The following is a 26,809-nucleotide window of genomic DNA, read 5'->3' on the forward strand; positions in this document are numbered from 1 at the left end:
ATTATAAATTACAGGGAATAAAATTACTGATTGTCTGCAGGCTTGTTTATTACATACCATGCATTAATGCGGTCTGGTTCTCCAAAATAGGCAACTCTGACAATTTCTTTCAGCTTAGCACCCAATCTTTCCATAGCAATACGTGAACGCTTATTGTCTTCACCTACATGGAAATTTATTTTGTCTACATATTGGAAGATATAATCCATCATCAGATGTTTTACTCTTGGGTTGATACCTGTTCCCCAGAATTTGGTAGCATAAAAAGTATAACCTATAAAAATACTGTTATCAGCTTCGTTATAATCATAAAAGCGAGTGCTTCCCGCCAGTTCTCCGGATTTTTTATCATAGATAAGATAAGCCGCGTGGCTTTCTAAAGCTCCCTGAAAAAAGGTTCTGAATATCTCTTTCTGATAACGTGTAGGATTTGGATGCTGTTCCCATACTTTAGGATCAGAACCAACTTCATAAATTTTCTCAAAGTCCGATTCATTAACCAGGACAAGTTTTACATCATCATTTTCTAAAACTTCAGGAATAGGTACAGTTGTCATTTGGTTTGTCATTATTTTTAAAGTTAAAAGCGGGCTTTCGCCCGCCTGTATGTGTTATTTTTTCTCTGCAGTTTTTCTTGCGTCACTGTCAATTTTCTTAATACTTTTCAGTTGTTCTGCAATCAGATTAACAGCCGATTCATTGGCTACTTTTACAGGCAGCTTTACCTGAACATCATCCCATAAAATTTCAATATCGGTCTGCGCAGCATTAACTGGTGTAAGGTTAATTGTGAAAACTTCAGTTTTAGTTGTCTGCGTTTTCACAGGAACCGTTACTCTTGCAACATCATCGCCCTCTTTATAATCATAAGCACCCCAGTTACCTACTCCTTTATTCAGGATAAGAACCCACTCTTTAGCTTTAGGAATTGCATAAAAAGCATAAGTACCTGCCTTTATGTATTTGTCACCAAATAAAATATCCTGCCCAAATGAAATTAAGGTTGCAGCGTTAGCTCCCAAACGCCATACTTTGTCATAAGGTTCTAAACCACCAAAAATTTTTCTTCCATTAAGAAAAGGTCTTCCATAATCAACTTTGATTTTAGAAACTGAGAACTGTTGTTCTGTAGCGGCTCTTGGGCTGGCAACAGGTAAAGTATACTGTGAATAAGCCAGAACACTTGTAAATAAGGCTAAACTAAAGGCGAGTTTTTTCATTAGGAAATTTTTATTTAAAAGTAAAAAACATTTTGCAAACGCCCGAATAAAAACAGGTTTTCTTTTATTGAAATATAAATTACAAAATACCTTTATTTATCTTAAAATTAAATGAGTAGTTTTGAACCGCGTTATAAAGCGTATTTTAGTAATTTATGAAAGCCAAAAAACTACAGATTGAACAACTTACAACCGACAGATTAATCCTTATTCCGTTTACAAAAGAAATGTGTGAAAATATTTTGAATAATAACTACTGTGATCTGGATACATTAAACATAAAGAGAGGAATAAACTGGCCCGATACAGATTTTCTGGAAACACTTCCCCGAATCCTGAATAATTTATCTTTAGTGAATGGACCTACCGGATTTGAATCCTGGATGATTATTCGAAAAGATACCAAAGAAGTAATTGGTGATGCTGGTTTTAAAGGCTACAACAGTGCAGAGCAAAATGCAGATATAGGTTATGGAATAAAAAAAGAGGAAAGAAGACAAGGCTATGCAGAAGAAGCTGTTAATGCTCTTATCCAATGGGCTTTTTCAACCGGAATCATTAAAGAAATAACTGCACGAAGCTATATTGATAATTATGCTTCTGCATTATTACTTACAAAATTAAATTTCGTAGAAACAGAAATGGACGAAGAAATGTTCTATTGGTCATTGAAATAATAAAGAAGTTTATTAAAATAAAAAGCTGCTAATTTCTTAGCAGCTTTTTATTTATCAATGAGTTGTTGATTACATTTCCTGCATTTGGAAAGTCATAGATTCTATTACTTTTACCAAAGCTTCTACAGTATCCATGGATGTTAGACATGGTACACCGTTTTCAACGCTTGCTCTACGGATTCGGAAACCATCTCTTTCGATCTCTTTTCCTTTAGTCATCGTATTTACTACAAACTGAATTCCGCCTTTCTGGATCAGGTCGATTAAATCTTCTTCAGCCGAATCGTCTACTTTATTTACTACTTCAGCACGTACTCCGTTTTCTTCGAAGTATTTAGCTGTTCCGTTTGTTGCATAAATCTTGTATCCAATATTCGCAAATCTGGAAGCTAAATCAAATGCTTCAGGCTTATGTTTATCAGCTACAGTGAACAATACTGCTCCATGTAACGGCACTTTTCTTCCTGCAGCGATTAAACCTTTATACAGTGCTTTTTCCAGAGTAATATCTTTCCCCATTACCTCACCTGTAGACTTCATCTCAGGTCCTAAGGTAATATCTACTTTGTGAAGCTTGCTGAAAGAGAATACCGGTACTTTTACAAAGATCCCTTCTTTGTTTGGGACCAGACCATTTTCATAACCTTGTTCTTTAAGACTCTTACCAAGGATTGCTTTTGTAGCGATATTTGCCATCGGTACTTCGGTAATTTTACTTAAGAATGGTACTGTACGGCTGGATCTTGGGTTAACCTCGATTACATATACATTTCCTTCGCTTAGTACGTACTGGATGTTCATTAATCCAACTACTTTAAGTCCTTTTGCAAGGCGGATGGTGTAGTCTACAAGATCATTAAGATTTTCCTGGCAGATATTTTGTGGCGGATAAACTGCGATAGAGTCTCCGGAGTGGACACCTGCTCTTTCAATATGCTCCATGATCCCCGGAATTACAACTGTTTCTCCGTCGCAGATAGCATCTACTTCAACCTCTTTACCAGTTAAGTAACGGTCGATTAGAACCGGCTGCTCCGGGCTTGCTTCTACAGCAAATTCCATGTAATGTTCCAGTTCGCTTTGCTTGTATACAATTTCCATTGCACGTCCTCCCAATACATAGCTTGGACGTACTAAAACCGGATATCCTATTTCGTTAGCAATCTTAACTGCATCTTCTTTAGAGAAACATGTTTTTCCTAGTGGTTGTGGAATTCCAAGTTCCTGAAGTGCCTGTTCGAATTTATCTCTGTTTTCAGCTCTGTCAAGATCTTCTAACGAAGTTCCCAGAATCTGAACACCATGTTTAGCTAATTTATCAGCAAGGTTAATTGCTGTCTGACCCCCAAACTGTACTACAACTCCTTTAGGCTTCTCAAGATCTATAATGCTCATTACATCTTCCTCCGTTAATGGTTCGAAGTATAATTTGTCCGAGATAGAGAAGTCTGTAGAAACTGTTTCCGGGTTGTTGTTGATAATGATGGCTTCGTAACCCATCTCTTTAATCGCCCATACAGAGTGTACCGTTGCGTAATCGAATTCAACCCCTTGTCCGATACGGATAGGTCCTGAACCTAATACGATGATCTTTTCTTTATCTGTTACAACACTTTCGTTTTCCTCTTCATAAGTTCCGTAGAAGTATGGTGTTTCAGATTCAAACTCTGCTGCACAAGTGTCAACCATTTTATATACCGGGATGATTCCGTTTTCCTTACGGAATTTGTAAACTTCATCCTGAGTTACATTCCAAAGGTGAGCGATGTTCACATCAGAGAATCCAAGTTTCTTAGCCTCTTTTAGAACTTCAGCATTTTTAACATTCTCAGCAATTGTTTTTTCAAAGTCTATAAGCTTTTTGAATTTCCATACAAAGAACTTATCTATTTTGCTCCACTCTACAATTTGCTCCCAAGAGTAACCTCTTCTTAAAGCATCTCCTATAATGAACATTCTCTCGTCATCAGCTACACGAATTCTTCTTTCGATATCAGCCGGAGTTAATGCTTCTGCTGCTTTAGTTTTTAGTCCTAAGTGCTGAAGCCCTGTTTCCAGAGAGCGAATAGCCTTCATAATAGACTCTTCAAAGTTTCTTCCGATAGCCATTACCTCTCCTGTTGCCTTCATCTGTGTAGAAAGCTTTCTGTCCGCCGTTTCGAATTTATCGAAAGGAAAGCGAGGAATCTTTGTTACCACGTAGTCTAGTGCTGGTTCGAAGCAGGCATAAGTTTTACCAGTAACCGGGTTCATCATTTCGTCCAGTGTAAGACCAACTGCGATTTTTGCAGCAAGCTTAGCAATCGGATATCCTGTTGCTTTTGAAGCTAAGGCAGATGAACGGCTAACTCTTGGGTTAACCTCGATAATATAGTAGTCGAATGAATGCGGATCTAAAGCTAACTGTACATTACATCCCCCCTCAATTCCAAGGGCACGGATAATTTTCAGCGAAGCATTTCTAAGAAGCTGATATTCTCTGTCGGATAATGTCTGAGATGGTGCAACTACGATAGAGTCTCCGGTGTGGATACCTACCGGGTCGATATTCTCCATGTTACAAACTACGATGGCGTTGTCGTTTGCATCACGCATTACCTCGTATTCTATTTCCTTGAATCCGGCAATAGATTTCTCGATAAGACACTGCGTAACAGGACTGTATTTAAGACCATTAGCTGTAATCTCTTTTAGCTCTGCAGCATTAGATGCAATACCACCTCCTGTTCCTCCAAGTGTAAAGGCAGGTCTTACAATTACCGGGTAGCCTATATTCTGAGCAAATTCTAATGCGCCTTGTATTGTTGTTACAATTTCAGATTCAGGAACTGGTTCATTCAGTTCTCTCATTAGTTCACGGAACAAGTCACGATCTTCAGCCTGATTAATAGCTGAAAGTTTAGTTCCTAAAACTTCTACTTTGCATTCTTCCAGGATTCCTGAATTCTCAAGTTCTACCGCCATGTTAAGACCTGTCTGACCTCCTAAAGTAGGAAGTAAAGCGTCTGGTCTTTCTTTACGGATAATTCTGCTTACAAATTCCAGAGAGATAGGCTCAATATATACTTTATCTGCGATCTCTACATCTGTCATAATTGTTGCAGGGTTAGAGTTTACCAATATTACTCGGTACCCCTCTTCTTTTAGTGCCAAACAAGCCTGCGTTCCTGCATAGTCAAATTCTGCTGCCTGTCCGATGATAATAGGTCCGGAACCAATTACCAAAATAGTTTTTATATCGTTTCTTTTCATAGGTTTAAAATGTAACAATCTATCAATCTAACAGTGTAACAGTATTTATTCACCATTTTCTTTTGATAAACTTGTGCTTAAAATTTTATAAATAATTTTTCCAATTTCTATAATCTGCGTCTCTAAATTTTCATTGAATGGATAATGTTCAGAGTGTTTACACAGATATAGCCAATATTTTGTTTCTTCAAGCTCTTTGGCTGCTAATTTCATCTTATTGACAAAATCCTTTTTACTATATGGATTTTGCGCTTCGAAAGAATTTGCGCCAATACTTGTTCCAGAACGTAATAATTGTTTAGCAATAACAAATTTCTTTTTACTTTCCAATAACTCACAGAACTCTATAATATCTAAAGAGAATTTAACTGTCTTTTCAATTAAAGGATTGTTTTCGAAATTAATCATTTTAATTATTGTTAAACTGATACATTTTTAAATTGGTACATCATACTGATAAACTCATCAAATAGATAGTTTGCATCTTCAGGACCTGGGCTAGCTTCCGGGTGGTACTGAACCGAGAAGCAAGGGTGTATTTTGTGTTTTACACCTTCATTGGTTCTGTCATTTAGTGCTATATGAGTTTCTTCAAGATCAGTATTCTTTAAAGATTCCTGATCTACAGCATAACCATGGTTTTGAGAGGTAATGCTTACTTTATTTGTTTTAAGGTCTAATACAGGGTGGTTTCCTCCTCTGTGACCAAATTTTAATTTGAATGTCTTCGCTCCACAAGCTAAGCTTATCAGCTGATGTCCCATACAAATTCCGAAGATTGGAACTTTTCCTAAAAGACCTCTGATCATTTCAAGAGCATGTGGTACATCTTCCGGGTCACCAGGACCGTTAGACAACATAATCCCATCCGGGTTAATCATCATGATTTCTTCAGCTGTGATATCCTGAGATACTACTGTTACATCACAATCTCTCTGAGTTAGTTCTCTAAGAATTCCCAGTTTTGCTCCAAAGTCTACTAAAACTACTTTTAATCCACGTCCCGGGCTTGCATAATTGGTTTTGGTAGATACAGCTTCAATCTGGTTAGTTGGGAATGTTGTTGCTTTTAGCTTTTCAACAACAGCTTGTTCATCTGCATTCTCATCTACGATTTTTCCTTTAACAACCCCTTTGCTACGGATAAGTCTCGTTAGCTTTCTGGTATCGATTCCGGAAATTCCGCTTAAGTTTTTGTGCTTAAAGAATTCATCCAGATCCATTTGGCTACGGAAATTAGAAGGGAAATCACAAACTTCTTTCACAATTAATCCTTTCATAGCAGGTTCGATAGACTCATAATCGTCTCTGTTGATACCGTAATTCCCAATTAACGGATATGTCATACATACGATCTGACCACAATATGAAGGGTCTGAAATAAGTTCCTGATAGCCGGACATACCGGTATTAAAAACTACTTCTCCTTCTGTGTCTACATTGGCACCGAATCCCACCCCGTGGAAAACTTCGCCGCTTTCTAATATTAGCTTTTTCTTCATTTTATTTTCCTGTATAATGTACAATGTCTGCTGTACACTATATTTTTATATTAAATTATCTCCTTAGTTTTTATATAGTCTTGAATGTGTATCCTTTCGCTTCAAGTTCGCTTTTTAAAATCGCCATCCTTGCAAAAACACCATTCCTCATCTGAGTAAAAATTCTGGAACGTTTACATTCTACCAATGTATCATCTATTTCAACACCTCTGTTGATTGGAGCCGGATGCATAATAATAGCATCAGGCTTCATTGTTTTCTCACGCTCTAATGTCAATCCATATCTCTTATGGTATTCTGCATCTGTATAGCTCATCTTATCATCATGCCTTTCATGCTGGATCCTAAGAAGCATTAGTACATCCACATCTTTTATAAGCTCATCCAGGGGTTGATAAGTACCATTGATAATAGCCCCTTCATCAAACCATTTGGATGGACCTGAAAAACTAACTCTTGCCCCCAGTTTCCTTAAAGCCTGAGCATTTGAGTTAGCAACACGGCTATGCTTTACATCACCTACGATACCAACCTTTAATCCTTCAAAGCTTCCAAACTCTTGCTTGATTGTTAACAAATCCAGCATTGACTGACTCGGATGATTTCCCTTACCATCTCCCCCATTAATAATCGGAATATTGATATTTTCCAACTGATCGAAGTAATGATCTTCTTTATGACGAATTACCACAAGGTTTACACCTATAGATTCCATTGTTTTTACAGTGTCATATAAGCTTTCTCCCTTATTGACCGAACTTGTCATTGCTTCAAAAGGTACAACCTGTAGCCCTAGTTTTCTTTCAGCCATATCAAAACTTGTTTTGGTACGGGTACTGTCTTCGAAGAACATATTTGCGCAAAAGCAATCACCTACAATTTTAGCTTGTTTACCATTAGCAAATTCAGCAGCTTCTTCGAGAATTTTTTCAATCTTTTCTGTACTTAGTTCGGTTATTGTTAGCATATTATCTATAGTTTAAACATAAAAAAAACGAAGACCAAAAAGCCTTCGTTTTAAAAAATAAATATCTTTATGGCTGGTAAGCCATCAAATTTCACGTTTTGTACTTGTATAGTAGGGTGCAATGTTTCCATTGGGTGCAAATATACAACAAAATTTTAATGCTAAACAAATAATACTCCTTAAAAAAGGTTAAATTTTATCATAAATATTGGCTATAAAAGATTTATCCGCTTGAAAGGCATATTAACAGAAAAGTTATATCTGGAATTACTGAAAAATCACTAACTTTCTTCTTCGAATTGATTAAAAACAAAAATCTATAATCCATGAGTAACAACTATAAGGTGCACAACCTTCCTGAGTATTTTAAACAGTATAAGAAATCCATTAAAAACCCTAAAAAATTCTGGGACAAAATTGCTGACGAAAACTTCGTGTGGTACCAAAGATGGAGCAAGGTTCTGGAATACGATATGGAAGAGGCCGACATCAAATGGTTTAAAAATGCAAAACTAAATATTACCAAAAACTGTCTGGACAGACACCTTAATGAAAGAGGAGACAAAACAGCTATAATCTGGGAACCCAATGATCCTAAAGAAGAGGCTCAGCATATTACCTATAAAGATTTACATGAAAGAGTATGCAAAATGGCCAATGTGCTAACTGAAATGGGAGTACAAAAAGGCGATCGTGTATGCATATACTTACCTATGATTCCGGAATTGGCAGTAACAATGCTTGCTTGTGCAAAGATGGGCGCTGTGCATTCTGTTATTTTTGCAGGCTTCTCCTCTTCAGCTATAGCTTCCAGAGCACAGGATTGTGGTGCAAAAGTAATTGTATGTTCGGATGGCAGTTACAGAGGAAACAAAGCACTTGACCTTAAAGGTATTGTGGATGAGGCTTTGGATAATCATGAAACAGACATTGATAAAGTATTGGTGGTAAAACGCACCAACACTGAAGTTAAAATGAAAGAAGGAAGAGATTTCTGGTTAGATGATTATTATGAAAAAGCATCTTCAGATTTTGTTACTAAAGTAATGGATGCTGAGGATCCTTTATTTATACTTTATACATCCGGTTCAACAGGCAAACCTAAAGGTATGCTGCATACATGTGCCGGCTATATGGTATATACTGCTTATACTTTCAAAAATGTATTCGATTATCAGGAAAATGATATTTATTGGTGTACAGCAGATATAGGCTGGATTACAGGACACTCTTATATATTATATGGTCCTTTGTGTAATGGTGCCACCACTATTATTTTCGAAGGAGTTCCCAGCTATCCGGAAGCAGACCGTTTCTGGCAGGTAGTGGAGAAGCATAAAGTAACACAATTCTATACAGCGCCAACAGCTATACGTTCTTTGGCCAAAGAAAATTCCGAATGGGTGGACAAACATGACCTTAGCAGCCTAAGAGTTATAGGTTCTGTTGGTGAACCAATTAACGATGAAGCATGGCACTGGTACAATGACCATGTAGGAAAGAAAAAATGCCCGATTGTAGATACCTGGTGGCAAACTGAGACTGGAGGCATTCTGATATCCCCTATCCCATTTGTTACACCGACTAAACCTACCTACGCAACTTTGCCACTTCCGGGAGTTCAGCCAGTACTAATGGATGATAAGCGTAACGAAATTACCGGAAACCAGGTTACCGGTAATCTTTGTATCCGATTCCCCTGGCCCGGAATCGCGCGTACAATCTGGGGAGACCACCAACGTTATAAAGAAACTTATTTCTCAGCTTTCCCTGGTAAGTATTTTACAGGTGATGGTGCATTAAGAGATGAAGTTGGCTATTACCGTATTACAGGACGTGTAGACGATGTTATTATCGTATCGGGGCACAATCTGGGCACCGCTCCAATTGAAGACAGCATCAACCTTCACCCCGCAGTTGCAGAATCTGCAATTGTCGGTTACCCTCATGATATTAAAGGAAATGCTCTCTATGGCTATGTAATCCTTAAGGAAACTGGTGAAAATCGCGATAAGGATAATCTTAAAAAAGAAATCAACTTATTGATTGCTGATAGCATTGGTCCAATTGCCAAACTGGACAAAATTCAATTTGTATCTGCACTTCCGAAAACCCGTTCAGGAAAAATTATGAGACGGATTTTAAGAAAGATTGCCGAAGGGGATTTCAGCAATTTTGGGGATATTTCAACACTATTAAATCCTGAAATTGTAGAAGAAATAAAGAACGAACGTATTGAATAATATTTTATTACTATTATATAATATTTTTTAATAACTTTATAGAGGATTAAAAAAATCTTTGCCATGTCTAATATCATAACCGGATTATTTAATAATCAACGCGACTACAAAAAACTGGAGACCGATCTGGAAAACTCCGGATTTAGTAATTCAGATTATATTGTATATCTGAACGAAGATGTGAATGCTAACTATATGGCCAGCGTTGTGATCAGAACCGACAGTGATGCTGAAAAAGCTAAACAGGTTTTCGATCAGAATAATGTGCTAAAAGTTTATTGGTTTGAAAATATGACCATAGATGAAGCTAAAAGTTATGAAAATCTGAAAAAAGAAATCGATGTAAGAAATAAATATCAGATTCATAGCTTTCCCGATCTTAAGTTTAAATCTTCAAGTGAAGGGATGGGATCTGAAGTTAAATCTTAATTTTTTTACTACTCTTAATGAACTACTCCGCAGGAAAAATCCTGCGGTTTTTGTTTATGAACATTCTATTTAACAACAAAATTCATGTATCAGCATTTTTAATACTTTACATTATTCTGATTTCCTTTATCTTTGATTGCATATACTAGTTTTATGAAGAAGATTCTTTTCGGCGCAGCAATACTTTCAGTATTTATATCCAAAGCCCAGCAAAAAACCTATGCCAATCCTGTAAATGTAGATTATGGTTACACGCCTATTCCTAATTTTGCAACACAGGGAAAACACAGGGCTACTGCCGATCCTGTAATTGTAACTTTCAAAGGAAAATATTTTATGTTTTCTACAAACCAGTGGGGCTACTGGTGGAGTGACGATATGCTGAACTGGAAATTTGTCTCCCGTAAATTCCTTCTTCCACAACATAAAGTATATGACGAATTGTGTGCACCGGCTGTCTTTGTAATGAAAGATGCTATGTATGTTATTGGCTCGACCCACAATCCTGATTTCCCTATCTGGAAAAGTACAGATCCCACTAAAGACAATTGGGAAATTGCCGTAAAAGAATTTAAAGTAGGTGCATGGGATCCTGCCTTCCATTATGATGAAGATACAGACAAACTTTATCTATACTGGGGCTCCAGTAATGCCTATCCTATTCTGGGAACAGAGATTAACACCAAAACATTACAATCTGAAGGTTATGTAAAACCTCTTTTAGGATTAGAACCATCAGAACATGGCTGGGAAAGATTTGGAGAATATAATGACAATACCTTTTTACCACCTTTTATAGAAGGTGCATGGATGACCAAGCATAATGGAAAATATTATCTGCAATATGGCGCTCCGGGAACGGAATTCAGTGGTTACGGAGATGGTGTTTATGTAAGTGACAAACCATTAGAGGGCTTCACCTACCAAAGCCATAATCCTTTTTCTTACAAACCTGGCGGATTTGCCAGAGGAGCCGGACATGGAGCTACATTTGAGGATAATTACAAAAACTGGTGGCATATTTCTACCATAGTTATATCAACCAAAAATAACTTTGAAAGGAGAATGGGTATCTGGCCTGCCGGATTCGACAAAGATGATGTGATGTATACCAATACAGCCTATGGTGACTATCCTACTTACCTTCCACAATACGCACAGGGAAAAGACTTCAGCAAAGGACTTTTTGCCGGATGGATGCTGCTAAATTACCAGAAACCCGTTCAGGTTTCCTCGACTTTAGGTGGATTCCAGCCAAATCTTGCAGTAGATGAAGACATTAAAACCTATTGGAGTGCAAAAACCGGGAATGCAGGAGAATGGTACCAGACAGATTTAGGTGATATCTCTACAGTCAACGCCATACAGATCAATTATGCCGATCAGGATGCAGAGTTTTTAGGTAAAACACTGAACAAGATGCATCAGTATAAAATTTATGCTTCTAATGATGGAAAATCCTGGAAAACAATTGTAGACAAAAGTAAAAATCAAAAAGATGTACCGCACGATTATGTTGAGTTGGAAACTCCGGTGAAAGCACGTTTTCTGAAAATGGAAAACCTGAAAATGCCTACCGGAAAGTTTGCCTTAAGTGGATTCCGGGTGTTTGGTAAAGGTACCGGAGAAAAACCATCGGCAGTAGAAAACTTTGTTGCGCTGCGTGCAGAACCAAGAAAAAATGCTGACAGAAGAAGCGTATGGTTTAAATGGAAACAGAATGATCTGGCAGATGGTTATGTTATTTATTTTGGTAAATCTCCGGACAAATTATACGGAAGTATTATGGTATATGGTAAGAATGAATATTACTTTACTGGAGCCGATAAGAGTGATGCTTATTACTTCCAAATTGAAGCTTTTAATGCTAATGGTATTTCGGAACGAACTCCGGTAATGAAATCGGAATAGACAATGGCTATATTACAGATAATTTTAGAAATCTTATCGGTATTGGCAGTTGCAAGCGTGCTGATTCCGTTTATTAAAAATGATTACTGGACATTTCGGATTTTTGATTACCCAAGATTTCAAAAATTCGTTATTCTTATTATCCTTATAATAGCCTGGTTTTTCATATTTCGGGAGCCTAATAATTTTCAGAAAGTCCTTTTAGGACTTCAGATTTTATGTATTCTCTATCTCGTTTATCTCATTCTTCCCTATACCTTTTTAGGCAAGAAAATGATTAACAGAACAATTCCGAAGCCTGAAGAAAAGCCATTGAATTTATTGGTTTGTAATGTCTATCAGGACAACACCAATCACGCAAAGCTTTGTCAACTAATTGAGTCTAAAGATCCGGATATTGTATTTCTTTTGGAAACAGATAACCACTGGAAAACCGGCCTGAAAAAAGCCACAGATAAATACACCTATAAAATTGAAGTACCGTTAGATAACACTTACGGTCTATTGTTTTACTCGAAGTTAAAATTATTATATTCAGAAGTCAAATATCTGGTCAGTAAAGAGATTCCTTCGATCATTGCAGATGTAGAATATAACAACAATGTGGTACGACTTTATGGTATACATCCCACTCCTCCGGTTCCGCAGGAAAATGAAGAAAGTACTGAAAGAGATGCCGAGATTCTTCTGGTAGGTAAACAGGCAAAAGAGTATGCAAAACCTGCTATTGTCTTTGGTGATCTGAATGACGTTGCCTGGTCGCACACTACAAAACTGTTCCTAAAAACAAGTGGATTATTAGATGCCCGCAGAGGCCGTGGAATGTACAATACTTTTCATGCAAAATACTGGTTTCTGAGATGGCCTCTTGACCACTTTTTTATTAGTCCACATTTCCGTTTAGTCAATATGAAAGTCGAAAAATCTGTTGACTCCGATCACTTTCCTATTAGTCTTTCTTTGGTCATAAGATCGCAGGACAAGAGTGAAAAATTTGATGCTAGTGCTGAAGATCATGCAGAAGCACAGGAAAAAATTGAAGACGGTTTGGAGAAAGGAGATGCAAATAATTAAAAACAAACATTTTGATTTACATAAAAGTAAATAGTTAAATAAATTACCCTAAAGTTTTCTGAAAAAACAGATAAATCCATACATTTGTCCTATGAAAATAGCATTCCTCGGGCCTCAAGCATCATTTACTCAGTTAACTGCTACCCAAATTTTTCCAAATGAAGAACTAATTCCACAATCCAGTATTCTGGACTGTTTTCTGGCGGTTAAAAATGATTTGGTAGACAAGGCTGTAGTTCCTTTGGAAAACTCTATTGAAGGAACTGTTTCTATGACTCTGGATTATCTGTATGACACCAGTAATATTGTTATAGAAGCTGAAGCTGTAATGCCAATCTCGCACCAGCTTATGATTCATCCTTCTCATGATAACAGTGAAGAAATTGAGAAGATTTATTCACATCCGCAGGCACTTGCACAGTCTTATCACTTTCTGAATAAGAATTATCCTGAAGTAGTAAAACAGGAATTTGCATCAACAGCTGCTGCAGCTAAAAAAGTTTCAGAAACTCCCGAACGCAAAATTGCGGCGGTAGCAAATTCGTTTGCAGCAAAATTATATGGTTTAAAAATCATCAATAGCAACATTCAGGATTTTGAACAAAATCATACCCGTTTCATCGTTATTTCTAAGAAAAAAGCTGATTGGGTAACCGAACTGCCAAAGGTAACAGAGAAAACAAGTCTTCTAATAACACTTCCTGAAGATCATGCCGGAGGCTTGCATCAGGTATTGTCTGTTTTTGCATGGAGAAAACTAAACCTTAGCAAGATAGAATCCAGAACCCTTAAGACTGGTTTAGGAAACTACTTCTTCTTCATCAATATCGATGGTCCCTGGAAGGAGGTATTGATTAAAAATTCGTTTGAAGAACTGGAAAGTATTGGTGCTAATATAAAACCGTTAGGCCACTATTCAGAATACATGCTGGAAAGCTAGTGTAAGTAGGAAAGACAAAGTTAGAAGTACGAAGTCAAGAATATTCTTATTTCTAAATTCGTACTTCTAACTTCTAAATTTATTTATATTTCCCTTTCCACTTCTTTTCCTGCTCTGCATCTATTTTCTTCTCGGTAGAGTTATTTCCCGGATTATAGAATTTCGTTCCGGAAATCTCTTCAGGTAGAAACTCCTGATCTACAAAACTACCCTCATAACTATGAGCATATTTGTATTCTTTTCCGTAATCCATTTCTTTCATTAATTTGGTAGGTGCATTTCTCAAATGTAGTGGCACCGGAAGATTTCCAGTTTGTTTCACCAAGCTCATGGCATCATTAATTGCCATATAAGCCGAATTACTCTTTGGCGACACTGCCAGATATACCGCACATTCGCTTAGAAGGATTCTCGCTTCCGGATTACCAATGACATTGATGGCCTGAAAACAATTATTAGCCATAATAAGAGCATTAGGATTTGCCAAACCTATGTCTTCTGAAGCAGAAATAAGCATTCTGCGGGCAATGAATTTAATATCCTCTCCTCCTACCAACATTCTGGCCAACCAATAGACAGCTCCGTTAGGATCAGAACCTCTTATCGATTTTATAAAGGCAGAGATAATATCATAATGTTGCTCTCCATTTTTATCATAGAGCGCCATACTTTCCTGAAGGACACTTAGTACATCTTCATTTTCAATTTCTGTCTTCTTACTATGGAGAAACTGATTTAGTACGATTTCGACAGAATTAATAAGCTTTCTGGCATCACCACCGGAATACTGGATAAATGCAGCTTTATCTTTTAAGCTGAATTTTGTTCCGGAATCCTTATTGTATCTTTCAACAGCAACATCTGCAAGGCCTTCAAGCTTTTCATAGTCTAAAGCCTTTAAAACATAAACCTGGCTTCTTGACAGCAATGCAGAGACTACTTCAAAGCTAGGATTTTCAGTCGTTGCTCCGATCAGAACAATCCAACCTTTCTCTACGGCATGTAACAAACTGTCCTGCTGACTCTTATTGAACCTGTGGATCTCATCGATAAACAGAATTGGACTTTTGCCTGAGAAAAGATTCTGCTGCTTGGCCTGCTCTATAACTTCACGTACATCTTTAACACCAGAGGACACAGCACTAAGTTTGAAAAATTTCCTTCCGGAATTCTCAGAAATAATCTCTGAAAGTGTTGTCTTTCCTGTTCCCGGAGGTCCCCAGAATATAATAGAATTCAGCGTATCATGCTCTACCATTTTACGTATAGGACCGTTTGGACCGGTTAAATGTTCCTGCCCGATAACTTCATCTAAATTCTTTGGTCGCAGTTTTTCTGCTAAAGGGATATTTGTGCTCATGAAATCAGAATAGAAAGCATAATATTTAATGCTTTAAGTTTCCAAATTTACAGAAATTTCGCCTATTTTTGTGAGTATTAAAGTCGAGAATGTTAAATAAAATACTGATTTTCCCTTTCGTTATGCTGATAAGATTTTATCAGTATGCTATATCACCATGGTTGGGAAAAAACTGCAGATATACCCCTACATGCTCGCAATATACACTTGAAGCATTAAAGATACACGGCCTGTTTAAAGGAGGTTATCTGGGTGCCAAAAGAATACTAAGTTGCCATCCATGGGGCGGCAGTGGCTACGACCCTGTTCCCAAGAAACATAAATGTTAATAATAAACTATCTATAAATGAACAATATTCTTCTAAGAATCTACTTATTCGTTTTTGCGTTGTTCGCTCAGGGGTTATTCTCTCAGAATCACACTGACGGATTATCCGACGGAACACTGATTGTAAATAAAGAGAAAAAAATTCCTGTGAAAATCTTTGCCACTACATCCGGCAGAGATTTCGGAAGTTTCGCTCAGAAAACCCAAAACAGTAACATTCTGATTATTCTGAACAGCTCTATAAATGAGTATGCTTCTACTCCGGTTTTCGAGGAATATAAAATTAAAGGCTACAAGCTTTTAAATAAAAAATTCCAGCCAGCAGACAACAGTAATCCAAAGGATTACAAATATTTCTATAAGCCTCTAAATCCACAGAATGACATAGAAGAAGGAGCAAAAGCTGAATTGGAAACTCCATATAAAATATGGGATCCTTCTGTAGGATTTAAGTTAGGCCCTATTACATTACACTTCTACAGCTTAATGTTCGTTTTTGCCTTTGGATTTGGTTATATCCTGATGAAGAGAATATTCAAGATAGATGGTGTAGACCAGAAATATCTGGATCCTCTTTTCACATGGACTTTAATTGGTACCATACTAGGAGCTCGTTTAGGACACGTCATTTTCTATCAGCCAGAATTATTCAAACAAGACTTCTGGTCTGTATTTTTGCCTATCCAGACAAAGCCGGAATTCAAATTTACCGGATTCTCCGGTCTTGCCAGCCATGGTGCTACAATAGCCCTAATCCTTACAACACTATACTATTCCTATAAAATTATCAAAAAGAATCCTTTCTGGGTTTATGACAGGCTTGGTATTGTAGTTGCTTTAGGTGGTGCTTTTGTAAGAATGGGTAACTTCTTCAACTCTGAGATTATCGGGAAGCAGGTAGCCCCAAATTCTCCTTTCGCTATACTATTCCCACAGCAAAGCAGCGAATATGGTATTACAGTACCACGCTACCCTAGCCAGTTATTTGAAGCTATAGGCTATGTTCTTTTATTTATCCTTCTTTGGTACCTTTACCGTAAGACTGATAAGAAATATCAGCAAGGATGGTTATTTGGTTTATTTTTCATTATCCTTTGGGCTATCAGATTCTTTGTAGAGTTCCTTAAGGAACCTCAGGGAGATGAATTTATCCAGTTTGCAGGTCTTAATACCGGACAGGTATTAAGTATTCCGTTTATGCTTGCAGGCTTTGCCATTATGCTTTATTCTAAAAAAAATAAACTGGAAAAATAATTTTTCATTACTTTTGTTGTACAAATAATAAACAAAGCACTATGGGATTTATAAAAGAATTTAAAGAATTTGCAATTAAAGGCAATGCCTTTGATCTGGCAGTAGGGGTAATCATTGGTGGAGCATTTGGTAAAATTGTTACCAGTGTAATCGATGACCTTGTAATGCCAATTGTTGCTGCTATTGCAGGCAAACCTGATTTCAGCAGTATTTATTTTGCAATGGGAAAAGGCTCCGAGCTCATCCCTGCAGGCGCTACTTTGGCTAAGGCTAAAGAAATAGCTCCGGATGCAGCAATTTTTGCTTATGGTAATTTTATTACTGTTGCTATCAATTTCTTACTATTAGCTTTTGTAGTATTCTTAATGGTCAAGAGTATTAATAAAATGAAAAAGAAACAAGCAGACGAACCTGCAGCAGAACCATCTTCTACTGACAAGTTATTGATGGAAATTCGCGATCAATTAAAGAAGAACTAATTTATTCTTCTTATCAGATAAAGAAAGGCCGGAATATATTCCGGCCTTTTTTGTGTGTGGTTTTATTAATGGTGAGGGCTATAAAACTAATACAAAAGTTCAAAAAATTTAAACAGCAAATAAATCCTAACTTTCTTTTAAATAAACCTTATAGGTTTTGGAAACCTATAAGGTTTGTATGTTTTTAATTTTTAAAACAAAAAGACCGAAAGAAAACTTCCGGCCTTTTGTATTTTTATACTGAATGTATTTAAGATAGAATTTCGTTGATCTGATCCGCTAATTCTTCTCCAATACGATCCTGAGCTTCTAATGTAGCTGCCCCGATATGCGGAGACAAAGAAATCTTAGAATGTGCTAATATCTTATCTGAAGGAGCTGGCTCATTTTCGAATACATCCAGACCGGCAAAGCGTACTTTACCTGAATCCAAAGCTTCAATCAGCGCTTCTTCATCTATAACACCACCTCTGGCACAATTTATAAGCATTACACCATCTTTCATCATGTCAAGTTGCTCTTTCCCGATTACAAAACCTTTCTGCGCAGGAACGTGCAATGTGATAATATCTGCTTCTTTTAATATTTGTTCAATCGGTTCGGTAATAATATCTACGTTAATAGATTGACCATTATAGAAATCTACTTCGATATTTGCTTTTCCTACAAATGTATCGGCAGCAATAACTTTCATACGAAGTCCAAGAGCAATTCTCGCTACTTCAATACCAATTCTGCCCATACCAATAATTCCTATTGTCTTACCACGCAACTCTATACCACCAGCATAAGCTTTTTTAAGCTTTTCGAATTCAGTATTTCCTGAATCCGGCATTTTTCTGTTGGAATCATAAAGGAAACGAATTCCGGAATATAAATGAGCAAATACCAGCTCGGCAACAGATTCAGAAGATGCAGCCGGAGTATTAATTACTTTTATTCCTTTTTCTCTGGCGTATTCTACATCTATATTATCCATTCCGACCCCTCCTCTGCCAATAATCTTAAGAGAAGGGCAATTGTCTATAATATCCTTGCGTACCTTTGTAGCACTGCGCACTAATAAAACATCCATCTGATTGGTATTAATGTAGGAGATTAGTTCTTCTTGCGGAACTTTATCTGTGATGACCTGAAAGCCATAATTAATTAGTTTTTTTATTCCACTCCCTGAAAGCCCGTCGTTGGCTAAAATCTTTTTCATATTAATCTTTAAAAACTTTTATTTTCACTTTCTTTTCTATCATATCTGTAAACTTTCCTTTGTAGCGTGTAGCCTTTACCAGGTGATTATCTATCCAGTGGTAATTTCCACCTCTCGGCTTGCCCAAAAGAACACTATGAAACTTAAATCCATTATCTCTCAGCCATGTCTCGGTAATCTCCCGTAAGTCCTCGGTTCTGGATGTAAAAAAGCAAATCTGATGCCCTTCATCGTACCATCTGTTGATAGTTGCAAGTGCATCCGGAAATGGTTTACATGTTTTCATCCTCTCCGGTTCCTCATTAGGGACATCGTCCGTAATTGTTCCGTCAATATCAATAAGATAATTGATTACTCCATCTTTCAGCATCGGGCTAAGATGGTCTTTGAATTCTAGTTCCATAGTTTTAGTTTAACGTTCATATCTCGCTTAAAATTGTCCTCCTCCTACGGCTCTGTAAAAATTAGCAGAAGCCACCAACTGTTGCAGTTTATCATTTACTCCGGCAAGTTGTGCTGCCAGTAAATTCTGCTCAGACGTTAATACATCGGTATAATTAGTTTTAGAAGTATATTTTAGCAACTCCATATTGAAATCTACTGCCTTGGCAAGTGTTTCAATCTGTTGCTTTCTGGTGTTTTCTTTAGCTACAGCCATCTGGTACGAATACAGTGCATTAGATACTTCAGTTCCGGCTGTAATCACACTTTTCTCATAAGTAAGGTAAGCCTGTTCTTTCTGAGTTTCAGAAACCTTAACCTGTGTTCTTTTGGTTCCTTTTCCCAAAATAACCTGGCTAAGAGCCCCACTGGCTGAATACATAAATGAGTCTCTGAATAAATCCTTTATTTTCAAAGAAGACAAACCAAATGCTGCAGTAATATTAAGTGCAGGAAAAACATCAGCTTTAGCCACATTTAAAGCTTCAAATGCCTGCTGATAGTTATACTCTGCCATCTGTACATCCGGTCTGTTTCTTACCATTTGTAAAGGAACTCCTGTTTTCAGATCTGAGTAAACAGCTTGCCCGTCTATGCTGCTTCTTTCAATTTCCAAAGGCGGCTCACCCATCAGCAGAGACAGCGCATTTTCGGTGGTTTTAATATTCAGTTCAATATCCGGAACCGAAACCTGTGCAGCATATAAATTGGCCTCACTCTGAGCAACATCTGCTCCCGTTAAGATTGCACCTTCTTTTAGTGCCTTAATGGTTTCAAGTTGTTTCTTTCTGATATCGATAGTCTGATTGGTTATTTCAAGCTGCTTGTCAAAAGCCAACAACTGATAATAAAGCGTAGCTGCCTGTGCTACCAATTGGGTCTGAACAGCTCTTTTGGATGCATCACTGGATAAAAGTGTTGCATAAGCAGCTCTTTTAGCAGAAGCCAGCTTACCCCAAACATCGATTTCCCAACCGGTATTAATACCTAATTGAAAGTTTTCAATATGATGTGTAGGGAAAAGCGGATTAACCTGTGCTGCCGGACTATTTTTTGAGATCGTAGCTGTCGGACCTCCGTTTATAGTTGGCAAAAAGGCCATCTGACTTTGTTTGAAATAAGCGTCAGATTGCTGAATTCTGGAAATTGCAATTTTCAGATCCAGATTATTCTGAACTGTTTTTCTGATAATATTCTGTAGATTGGCATCCGTGAAAATCTTATCCCAGGATACGTTTGCAGTAGACAAACTATCCTGAGCATTGATTTCTTTACCATATAATCGGTTTAGCTTTTCATTTGAAATTTCAGGTTTATGGTACGGATCGGTTACTTTACATGAAACAACCAGCATCGACGCAGCACCTGCAAAAAGCCATATATTATTTATTCTTTTCATGTTTTAATCTGTTAGTTTTGGTACATCCGCACTTTCTTCGTTCTTAATAGAAATCTTTTCGTGTAAGAACTGGAATACGACAAATAATACTGGTATAAAGAATACCCCGAAGATTGTTCCGAAAAGCATCCCTCCGATCGCCGCAATACCAATAGCATTGTTACCTACTGCTCCGGCTCCTGCCGCAATAGCCAATGGTATAAGACCAAATACAAAAGCGAAAGATGTCATAAGGATCGGACGTAATCTTTGTTGCGCTCCTCTCAATGCAGCTTTACCAATTGATAATCCTTTCAATCTGGCTGCGTGGGCAAATTCTACAATAAGAATCGCATTCTTCGCCAGTAGCCCGATAAGCATGATAAGGGAGATCTGAGTATAAATGTTATTTGATGTTCCGGTAATCCAGGTAAAGAATAATGCTCCAGCCAAACCGAATGGCAATGACAACATTACAGCAAACGGAAGCATATAACTTTCGTACTGAGCACAAAGAAGGAAGTATACGAAGATACAACATAGTGCAAAGATGATAACCGTTTGGCTACCTGCACTCATCTCTTCTCTTGTTAAACCAGAGAACTCATATCCGTAACCAGAAGGCATTACCTGTGCAGCAACTTCCTGAACAGCCTGGATAGCATCACCAGAGCTATATCCCGGATTTGGTGTACCATTTACCGTAACTGATGTAAATAAGTTGAAACGGCTTATACTCTGTGGCCCGTATACTCTTTTCAGGGTAACAAATCTGCTAACAGGAGCCATAGCGCCAGTACTGCTTCTTACTTTAATAACATCAAAGCTTTCTACGTTTGCTCTTTGGTTAGGTGGTGCCTGATAAATTACACGGTATTGTTTTCCGAATAGGTTAATATTGGAAGCATATACCCCACCAAAGTATCCCTGAATAACGCTTAGTACATCTGATACCGAATAACCTGCATTCTTAATAGATGCGACATCCACATCGATAAGATATTGCGGGAAGTTCGGGTTAAATGAGGTATAAGCATTTTGTATTTCTGGTCTTTTCTTTAGAGCATCGATAAAATCATTGGTTACTTTATTCAGATCATCAATTGTACCTCCTTTCTGATCCTGAAGCTGCATTTCGAAACCTGCAGCATTACCAAACCCTTGAAGCGTAGGTCTTCCGAAGAAAATAATGCGTGCATCCTTTATTCCCGCTGTCTGTGCATACAATTTACCAAGTACAGCATCCTGAGACTCACCTTTACCAGTTCTCTGTGCCCATGGTTTCAGCTTTACAATTACCATTCCGTAGTTACTACCTGTACCACTAATCATCCCCCTTCCGGAAATTTTCATAATATGATCTACTTCAGGCATTTTTGATACTACTTTCTCAATCTGTGATAGTACTTCTTCAGTTCTCTCCTGTGAAGCACCCAATGGTAATGCTATATCCGAGAATATACCACCCATATCTTCACTCGGCACAAAAGCTTTTGGTGTAGAGACCATCAGCCAGCCAAATAATCCTGCGAAGGCTAATAAAGCTACCAGTGTAAGCCATTTTCTCCTCAAAAGGAAACTAACACCATGGGTATACTTCATTGTCGTTGCTGTGAACGCAGTATTGAAGTTGGCAAAGAAACGTTGCATAATATTCTTTTTATGCCCTTCACCATGCTCTGTATGGGGCTTTAGGAATATCGCACAAAGTGCCGGACTCAGCGTTAATGCATTTACTGCTGATAATACAATGGAAATTGCCAATGTTAAACCAAACTGCTTATAGAATACCCCTGCAGAACCACTAATAAAACTTACCGGTACGAATACGGCAGACATTACAAGTGTAATACTGATAATAGCTCCGGAGATGTCATTCATTGCAGAAATAGCTGCACGCCTAGGCGACTTTTCACCTTGTTCTAATTTGGAATGGACAGCCTCGACGACGACAATAGCATCATCCACCACAATACCTACTGCAAGAATTAATGCAAACAGGGTAAGTAGGTTAATTGTAAACCCGAAAAGATTCAGAAAGAAGAATGTACCGATAATAGCTACTGGTACAGCAATCGCCGGAATCAATGTAGATCTCCAGTCCTGAAGGAATATAAATACAACGATGAATACAAGGATGAAGGCTTCAAATAAAGTATGAAGTACTTTATCAATTGAAGCATCCAGAAATTCATTGGCATTTACCATTGTTGTATAGGTAATCCCTTTAGGGAAAGATGTTGAAGCATTGTCTAATACGGCTACACAACCATTGATAACTTCCTGAGCGTTGGAACCTGCTGTCTGTGCAACAGCAACTCCGATCGCTGCCTGTCCGTCTGTAAAGGTATTTCCTGAATAATCCTGAGCTCCTAATTCTATTTTGGCAACATCTTTAAGTCTTAAGACTTGTCCGCCAATATTTCCTTTTAATACTATATCTTCAAACTCAGCTGTACTGGTAAGACGACCTTTATATTTTAGTGTGTATTCAAAACTCTGTTTTCCCTGCTCTCCCATTTTACCTGGGGCGGCTTCAATGTTTTGCTCGTTAAGGACTGCACCAATATCACTTGGAACCAAACCGTAAGCAGCCATTTTATCAGGATCCAACCAGATTCTGATAGAGTAATCTTTTGTTCCGAATACGGTTACATCTCCAACCCCGTTTACCCTTTTCATTCTGGGGATAATATTGATGTTGATGTAGTTCTGTAAGAATACCTGATCGTATTGTGGATTATCACTCTTCAGTGTATAAATTAATACGTTGGAACTCTGCCTTTTTACAACTGTTACTCCGGCTTGCGTTACTTCACGGGGAAGTAAGCTGTTGGCACGGGAAACCCTGTTTTGTACGTTTACCGCAGCAATATCAGGATTTACCCCTTGCTTGAAGAATACAGAAACAGAAGCTGATCCTTCGTTGGTTGCTGAGGAAGACATGTAGGTCATCCCTTCCACACCATTAATCTGCTCTTCCAGCGGAATGATAACACTCTTTAGTACCACATCCGCATTTGCCCCCATATAGTTGGCATTTACCACTACAGTAGGCGGAGCAATGTCAGGATATTGAGATACCGGCAGACTCACAATACCCAAAATACCTAATATCACAATGATAATAGATATTACGGTAGAGAGTACCGGTCTTTCTATATATTTTCTAAACATAATTTTAAATGAGATTATAAGGGTTATCCCTTATGATTAATACTAGTTAGCTTTTGGAGTAACAGCAGTAAGACTGGTTTGTTTAGGAACAATTTCAGTTCCGTCTTTCAGTATACCAACTCCTTCCACAACAACTTTATCACCAGCTTTCAGTCCCGATTCTACGGCATAGCTTACACCATCCGGAAGACGAACTACTTTAACTTCTGTTGATTTTACTTTGTTGTCTGCTCCTACTATATAAGCAAAGGTTTTACCCTGCATTTCGTAAGTAGCTTTCTGTGGAATAATAATTACTTTCTCCAGATAGGTAGGAAGCTTTAACGTAGCACTGTATCCGCTTCTGATAAGCCCATTCTCATTAGGGAAGGTAGCACGCATCATAAATGATCCGGTCTGAGGATCTACCTGACCACTCATAGATTCGATTCTTCCTTTTTCTTTGTATTCACTACCATCTGATAAAACTAAACTAACATTAGGTGCATTCTTAAGTTTTTCTGTAATACTTCCGCCTGTTGAATGCTTTAGGAATTCTAATACTTCTTTTTCGTTAGCTGAAAAATAAGCATAGATACTTCCGATATTAGATACCGTAGTTAATGGCTCCTGTGTAGCGCTGTTTACATAACTACCATGACGATATGGCAATGTTCCGACATAACCTGTTACCGGACTGGAAATCATTGTGTAACCTTCGTTAACTCTTGCATTTGTCAAATTAGCCTGTGCCTGTGCAAGGTTAGCCTGTTTTGCCTGCAATGCCAGCTGAGCTGCCTGAAGTTCGTACTTGGAAATGATATCTTTATCTACCAATGGTTTGGTCTTAGTTACCTGCATCTGAGCTGTAGCAACATCTGCCTGTGCACTTCTTATAGCTGCTTCTGCAACCCTTACCTGTTGCTCATACTGTGGATTTCGGATTCTGAAGAGGGCCTGTCCCTGCTTCACATATGCACCTTCATCTACATAAATATCTTCTATAAATCCATCAATTTTCGGACGTATTTCAATATTTTGTTTTCCCTGCAAACGTGCAGGAAACTCTTCATAGACTGTGGCTGGTCCTTGTTCTACTGTTATAAACTGGTATGGTTGAGGTTTTTGTTGCTGCTGTGCCGCAGCCGCTTTTGGGTCCCCTTTACCGCAAGAAACATTCAGTGTTAACAAAAACAAACCTGATGCTGCGATAAGTGTATTTTTCTTTATCGTCATAATAAATATTAGTTTTCAAGCAAACAAATTTATTAAAAAAACATCCAAAAATTATAAGTTTAACGAATATTTTGATTAGGAAAATCAATTGATTATAGCTATTTTTGCTCCTAAATGGAAGAGAAAGTTGTACTTGTAAACCCAAACGATGATGTACTGGGTGTAATGGAAAAGATGCAAGCCCATCAGAACGGGCTATTACACAGGGCCTTTTCAGTATTTTTATTTAATCAGGAAGGCAAAATGCTTTTACAGCAAAGAAGTTCAACTAAGTACCACTCTCCAGACAAATGGACCAATGCCTGTTGCTCGCATCCGCGTGAAAATGAAACTTATTTAGACGGTGCCAGAAGGAGAATTCATGAAGAATTGGGGATCAAATGTGAACTGGAAGAAAAATTCCATTTTATTTATAAGGCAGATGTAGGACAAGGCTTGTGGGAGCACGAACTGGATCACGTTTTTATCGGAACTTATAATGGTGAATACCAGTTAAACCCCGATGAAGTATCTGCTATCCGTTTCGTTACCATGGAAGAGCTGGATGAAGAGATCGCTAATAAGCCTGAACTTTTTACAGAATGGTTTAAAATTATCTGGGACGAGTACAGACACCACCTGTAATAGACAATCAACAAAATTATAAATCGAAATAATATTTTAAAATGAAAAGAACAGCACTTTTTGACAAGCATGTTTCTCTTGGTGCCAAGATCGTTCCTTTTGCTGGCTTCGAAATGCCTGTACAGTATTCCGGAGTTACTGAAGAACATTTTGCGGTACGTGAAAAGGCCGGTATGTTTGACGTAAGTCACATGGGACAATTTTTTATTGAAGGACCGGGAAGTAAGGAACTTCTTCAAAAAGTTACCACTAATAATGTAGATACATTAGAGGATGGTAAAGCACAATATTCTTGCCTTCCGAATGAAAATGGCGGAATTGTAGATGATCTTATTGTATACAAGATTGCTGATGAGAAATACTTTGTTGTAGTAAATGCTTCCAATATTGATAAAGACTGGAATCACATTTCTAAATACAACACTTTTGGCGCTAAGATGACGAATGCATCAGATGATATGTCTCTTATTGCTATTCAGGGGCCTAAAGCGACTGAAATTTTACAGAAGTTAACAGATACTCAGTTAACTGATATCCCTTACTACAACTTCACTATTGGTGCTGTAGCTGGTGTTCAGGATGTAATTATTTCCAATACAGGTTATACCGGATCAGGAGGTTTTGAAATTTATTTCAAAAACGAAAATGCTGTAAAATTGTGGGATGCATTAACAGAAGCTGGAGAAGAATTCGGAATGATTCCTTGCGGATTAGCTTCCAGAGATACATTAAGACTGGAAAAAGGATTCTGTCTGTATGGTAATGATATCGATGACACAACCTCTCCTATCGAAGCTGGCCTTGGCTGGATTACTAAATTCGATAAAGATTTTGTTTCTAAAGAAGTTTTTGCAAAGCAAAAAGAAGAAGGCATTACCAGAAAACTTGTAGGCTTTGAAATGCAGGAAAAGGCTATTCCAAGACATGATTATGAAGTAGTAGATGCTGAAGGTAATGTTATTGGTAAAGTAACTTCCGGAACAATGTCCCCAATGAAAAAAATTGGAGTTGGATTAGCTTATGTTGCAAAACCTCACTTCAAATTAGGATCTGACATTTTCATCAGAATTCGTAATAAAGATATCCCTGCAAAAGTTGTAAAACTTCCTTTTGTATAATGGAATATAAATAACC

Annotated in this window: 23 protein-coding genes; 11 read left to right on the top strand and 12 right to left on the bottom strand. The window is 37.7% G+C overall.

Annotated elements, in window-relative coordinates:
- Positions 1 to 23: 23 nt before the first annotated feature.
- On the bottom strand, positions 24 to 569 hold the full coding sequence (locus BAZ10_RS03530; protein ID WP_185116400.1) for a GNAT family N-acetyltransferase: 546 nt from the start codon (positions 567 to 569) through the stop codon (positions 24 to 26).
- 42 nt (positions 570 to 611) lie between these two features.
- On the bottom strand, positions 612 to 1,220 hold the full coding sequence (locus BAZ10_RS03535) for a DUF2911 domain-containing protein (protein WP_078770874.1): 609 nt from the start codon (positions 1,218 to 1,220) through the stop codon (positions 612 to 614).
- A gap of 155 nt (positions 1,221 to 1,375) precedes the next feature.
- On the opposite strand from BAZ10_RS03535, the gene BAZ10_RS03540 reads away from it, so the two are divergent.
- Complete coding sequence (locus BAZ10_RS03540) at positions 1,376 to 1,897, top strand: GNAT family N-acetyltransferase (protein ID WP_078770875.1); 522 nt, start codon at positions 1,376 to 1,378, stop codon at positions 1,895 to 1,897.
- A gap of 69 nt (positions 1,898 to 1,966) precedes the next feature.
- Here the strand turns inward: BAZ10_RS03540 and carB are convergent, their stop codons facing one another.
- From carB to BAZ10_RS03560, 4 genes are all read right to left on the bottom strand, one after another.
- Positions 1,967 to 5,149: a carbamoyl-phosphate synthase large subunit gene (gene carB, locus BAZ10_RS03545; protein WP_078770876.1), complete on the bottom strand. Its 3,183-nt coding sequence runs from the start codon at positions 5,147 to 5,149 to the stop codon at positions 1,967 to 1,969.
- Positions 5,150 to 5,194: 45 nt separating this feature from the next.
- Entirely contained in the window at positions 5,195 to 5,557 is a 363-nt protein-coding gene (locus tag BAZ10_RS03550) for a four helix bundle protein (RefSeq protein WP_078721666.1), read from the bottom strand.
- An 11-nt stretch (positions 5,558 to 5,568) separates the two neighbouring features.
- Positions 5,569 to 6,651: a carbamoyl phosphate synthase small subunit gene (locus tag BAZ10_RS03555; RefSeq protein ID WP_034868226.1), complete on the bottom strand. Its 1,083-nt coding sequence runs from the start codon at positions 6,649 to 6,651 to the stop codon at positions 5,569 to 5,571.
- 70 nt (positions 6,652 to 6,721) lie between these two features.
- Complete coding sequence (locus BAZ10_RS03560; RefSeq protein WP_078770877.1) at positions 6,722 to 7,618, bottom strand: aspartate carbamoyltransferase catalytic subunit; 897 nt, start codon at positions 7,616 to 7,618, stop codon at positions 6,722 to 6,724.
- Positions 7,619 to 7,944: 326 nt separating this feature from the next.
- Between BAZ10_RS03560 and acs the strand changes: the two genes are divergently transcribed.
- The 5 genes from acs to pheA all read left to right on the top strand — a co-directional run bounded on the left by acs (position 7,945) and on the right by pheA (position 14,215).
- Positions 7,945 to 9,861, top strand: coding sequence for an acetate--CoA ligase (acs, locus tag BAZ10_RS03565; RefSeq protein WP_078770879.1), 1,917 nt, complete (start codon positions 7,945 to 7,947; stop codon positions 9,859 to 9,861).
- 63 nt (positions 9,862 to 9,924) lie between these two features.
- Positions 9,925 to 10,290, top strand: a complete 366-nt coding sequence (locus tag BAZ10_RS03570) for a hypothetical protein (protein ID WP_078770880.1) — start codon at positions 9,925 to 9,927, stop codon at positions 10,288 to 10,290.
- A 153-nt stretch (positions 10,291 to 10,443) separates the two neighbouring features.
- Positions 10,444 to 12,201, top strand: coding sequence for a discoidin domain-containing protein (locus BAZ10_RS03575; protein ID WP_078770881.1), 1,758 nt, complete (start codon positions 10,444 to 10,446; stop codon positions 12,199 to 12,201).
- Between the two features lie 3 nt (positions 12,202 to 12,204).
- Positions 12,205 to 13,275 carry an endonuclease/exonuclease/phosphatase family protein gene (locus BAZ10_RS03580; RefSeq protein WP_078770883.1) on the top strand — a complete coding sequence of 357 codons (1,071 nt, stop codon included), beginning with the start codon at positions 12,205 to 12,207 and terminating at the stop codon, positions 13,273 to 13,275.
- Between the two features lie 91 nt (positions 13,276 to 13,366).
- Entirely contained in the window at positions 13,367 to 14,215 is an 849-nt protein-coding gene (pheA, locus tag BAZ10_RS03585; RefSeq protein ID WP_059324305.1) for a prephenate dehydratase, read from the top strand.
- A gap of 79 nt (positions 14,216 to 14,294) precedes the next feature.
- Here pheA and BAZ10_RS03590 read toward each other — a convergent pair whose 3' ends face one another.
- Positions 14,295 to 15,575, bottom strand: a complete 1,281-nt coding sequence (locus BAZ10_RS03590; RefSeq protein ID WP_078721663.1) for a replication-associated recombination protein A — start codon at positions 15,573 to 15,575, stop codon at positions 14,295 to 14,297.
- Between the two features lie 89 nt (positions 15,576 to 15,664).
- On the opposite strand from BAZ10_RS03590, the gene yidD reads away from it, so the two are divergent.
- From yidD to mscL, 3 genes are all read left to right on the top strand, one after another.
- The gene (gene yidD / locus BAZ10_RS03595) at positions 15,665 to 15,904 is read left to right on the top strand and encodes a membrane protein insertion efficiency factor YidD (protein WP_059155761.1); all 240 of its coding nucleotides are present in this window, start codon (positions 15,665 to 15,667) and stop codon (positions 15,902 to 15,904) included.
- Between the two features lie 407 nt (positions 15,905 to 16,311).
- Entirely contained in the window at positions 16,312 to 17,157 is an 846-nt protein-coding gene (gene lgt / locus BAZ10_RS03600; RefSeq protein WP_375600849.1) for a prolipoprotein diacylglyceryl transferase, read from the top strand.
- Between the two features lie 41 nt (positions 17,158 to 17,198).
- Positions 17,199 to 17,636, top strand: coding sequence for a large conductance mechanosensitive channel protein MscL (mscL, locus tag BAZ10_RS03605; protein WP_078770886.1), 438 nt, complete (start codon positions 17,199 to 17,201; stop codon positions 17,634 to 17,636).
- 250 nt (positions 17,637 to 17,886) lie between these two features.
- On the opposite strand, the gene BAZ10_RS03610 is transcribed toward mscL, so the two are convergent.
- The 5 genes from BAZ10_RS03610 to BAZ10_RS03630 are packed head-to-tail and all read right to left on the bottom strand — an operon-like array spanning position 17,887 to position 25,051.
- Positions 17,887 to 18,840, bottom strand: a complete 954-nt coding sequence (locus tag BAZ10_RS03610) for a D-2-hydroxyacid dehydrogenase (RefSeq protein WP_078770887.1) — start codon at positions 18,838 to 18,840, stop codon at positions 17,887 to 17,889.
- Between the two features lies 1 nt (position 18,841).
- Positions 18,842 to 19,243 (bottom strand): LNS2 domain-containing protein, encoded by a 402-nt coding sequence (locus BAZ10_RS03615; protein WP_009084664.1) that lies wholly within the window; start codon positions 19,241 to 19,243, stop codon positions 18,842 to 18,844.
- A gap of 27 nt (positions 19,244 to 19,270) precedes the next feature.
- Positions 19,271 to 20,680: a TolC family protein gene (locus tag BAZ10_RS03620; protein ID WP_059155759.1), complete on the bottom strand. Its 1,410-nt coding sequence runs from the start codon at positions 20,678 to 20,680 to the stop codon at positions 19,271 to 19,273.
- A gap of 3 nt (positions 20,681 to 20,683) precedes the next feature.
- Positions 20,684 to 23,836, bottom strand: coding sequence for an efflux RND transporter permease subunit (locus BAZ10_RS03625; protein WP_078770888.1), 3,153 nt, complete (start codon positions 23,834 to 23,836; stop codon positions 20,684 to 20,686).
- A 42-nt stretch (positions 23,837 to 23,878) separates the two neighbouring features.
- On the bottom strand, positions 23,879 to 25,051 hold the full coding sequence (locus BAZ10_RS03630; RefSeq protein ID WP_078770889.1) for an efflux RND transporter periplasmic adaptor subunit: 1,173 nt from the start codon (positions 25,049 to 25,051) through the stop codon (positions 23,879 to 23,881).
- A gap of 114 nt (positions 25,052 to 25,165) precedes the next feature.
- Here BAZ10_RS03630 and idi point away from each other — a divergent pair, with 114 nt between their 5' ends.
- Both idi and gcvT read left to right on the top strand, forming a co-directional pair.
- The gene (gene idi, locus BAZ10_RS03635) at positions 25,166 to 25,675 is read left to right on the top strand and encodes an isopentenyl-diphosphate Delta-isomerase (RefSeq protein WP_078770890.1); all 510 of its coding nucleotides are present in this window, start codon (positions 25,166 to 25,168) and stop codon (positions 25,673 to 25,675) included.
- Positions 25,676 to 25,716: 41 nt separating this feature from the next.
- A complete protein-coding gene (gcvT, locus tag BAZ10_RS03640; RefSeq protein WP_078770891.1) occupies positions 25,717 to 26,793 on the top strand; it encodes a glycine cleavage system aminomethyltransferase GcvT in 1,077 nt (358 codons plus the stop codon).
- Positions 26,794 to 26,809 lie beyond the last annotated feature (16 nt).

Source organism: Elizabethkingia occulta (assembly GCF_002023715.1).
In the GTDB taxonomy this organism is placed as follows: domain Bacteria; phylum Bacteroidota; class Bacteroidia; order Flavobacteriales; family Weeksellaceae; genus Elizabethkingia; species Elizabethkingia occulta.

Excerpts from the sequence above, each read along its gene's own strand:
- BAZ10_RS03530 (WP_185116400.1), bottom strand. The coding sequence starts at position 569 with ATGACAAACCAAATGACAACTGTACCTATTCCTGAAGTTTTAGAAAAT.
- BAZ10_RS03535 (WP_078770874.1), bottom strand. The coding sequence starts at position 1,220 with ATGAAAAAACTCGCCTTTAGTTTAGCCTTATTTACAAGTGTTCTGGCT.
- BAZ10_RS03540 (WP_078770875.1), top strand. The coding sequence starts at position 1,376 with ATGAAAGCCAAAAAACTACAGATTGAACAACTTACAACCGACAGATTA.
- carB (WP_078770876.1), bottom strand. The coding sequence starts at position 5,149 with ATGAAAAGAAACGATATAAAAACTATTTTGGTAATTGGTTCCGGACCT.
- BAZ10_RS03550 (WP_078721666.1), bottom strand. The coding sequence starts at position 5,557 with ATGATTAATTTCGAAAACAATCCTTTAATTGAAAAGACAGTTAAATTC.
- BAZ10_RS03555 (WP_034868226.1), bottom strand. The coding sequence starts at position 6,651 with ATGAAGAAAAAGCTAATATTAGAAAGCGGCGAAGTTTTCCACGGGGTG.
- BAZ10_RS03560 (WP_078770877.1), bottom strand. The coding sequence starts at position 7,618 with ATGCTAACAATAACCGAACTAAGTACAGAAAAGATTGAAAAAATTCTC.
- acs (WP_078770879.1), top strand. The coding sequence starts at position 7,945 with ATGAGTAACAACTATAAGGTGCACAACCTTCCTGAGTATTTTAAACAG.
- BAZ10_RS03570 (WP_078770880.1), top strand. The coding sequence starts at position 9,925 with ATGTCTAATATCATAACCGGATTATTTAATAATCAACGCGACTACAAA.
- BAZ10_RS03575 (WP_078770881.1), top strand. The coding sequence starts at position 10,444 with ATGAAGAAGATTCTTTTCGGCGCAGCAATACTTTCAGTATTTATATCC.
- BAZ10_RS03580 (WP_078770883.1), top strand. The coding sequence starts at position 12,205 with ATGGCTATATTACAGATAATTTTAGAAATCTTATCGGTATTGGCAGTT.
- pheA (WP_059324305.1), top strand. The coding sequence starts at position 13,367 with ATGAAAATAGCATTCCTCGGGCCTCAAGCATCATTTACTCAGTTAACT.
- BAZ10_RS03590 (WP_078721663.1), bottom strand. The coding sequence starts at position 15,575 with ATGAGCACAAATATCCCTTTAGCAGAAAAACTGCGACCAAAGAATTTA.
- yidD (WP_059155761.1), top strand. The coding sequence starts at position 15,665 with ATGTTAAATAAAATACTGATTTTCCCTTTCGTTATGCTGATAAGATTT.
- mscL (WP_078770886.1), top strand. The coding sequence starts at position 17,199 with ATGGGATTTATAAAAGAATTTAAAGAATTTGCAATTAAAGGCAATGCC.
- BAZ10_RS03610 (WP_078770887.1), bottom strand. The coding sequence starts at position 18,840 with ATGAAAAAGATTTTAGCCAACGACGGGCTTTCAGGGAGTGGAATAAAA.
- BAZ10_RS03615 (WP_009084664.1), bottom strand. The coding sequence starts at position 19,243 with ATGGAACTAGAATTCAAAGACCATCTTAGCCCGATGCTGAAAGATGGA.
- BAZ10_RS03620 (WP_059155759.1), bottom strand. The coding sequence starts at position 20,680 with ATGAAAAGAATAAATAATATATGGCTTTTTGCAGGTGCTGCGTCGATG.
- BAZ10_RS03625 (WP_078770888.1), bottom strand. The coding sequence starts at position 23,836 with ATGTTTAGAAAATATATAGAAAGACCGGTACTCTCTACCGTAATATCT.
- BAZ10_RS03630 (WP_078770889.1), bottom strand. The coding sequence starts at position 25,051 with ATGACGATAAAGAAAAATACACTTATCGCAGCATCAGGTTTGTTTTTG.
- idi (WP_078770890.1), top strand. The coding sequence starts at position 25,166 with ATGGAAGAGAAAGTTGTACTTGTAAACCCAAACGATGATGTACTGGGT.
- gcvT (WP_078770891.1), top strand. The coding sequence starts at position 25,717 with ATGAAAAGAACAGCACTTTTTGACAAGCATGTTTCTCTTGGTGCCAAG.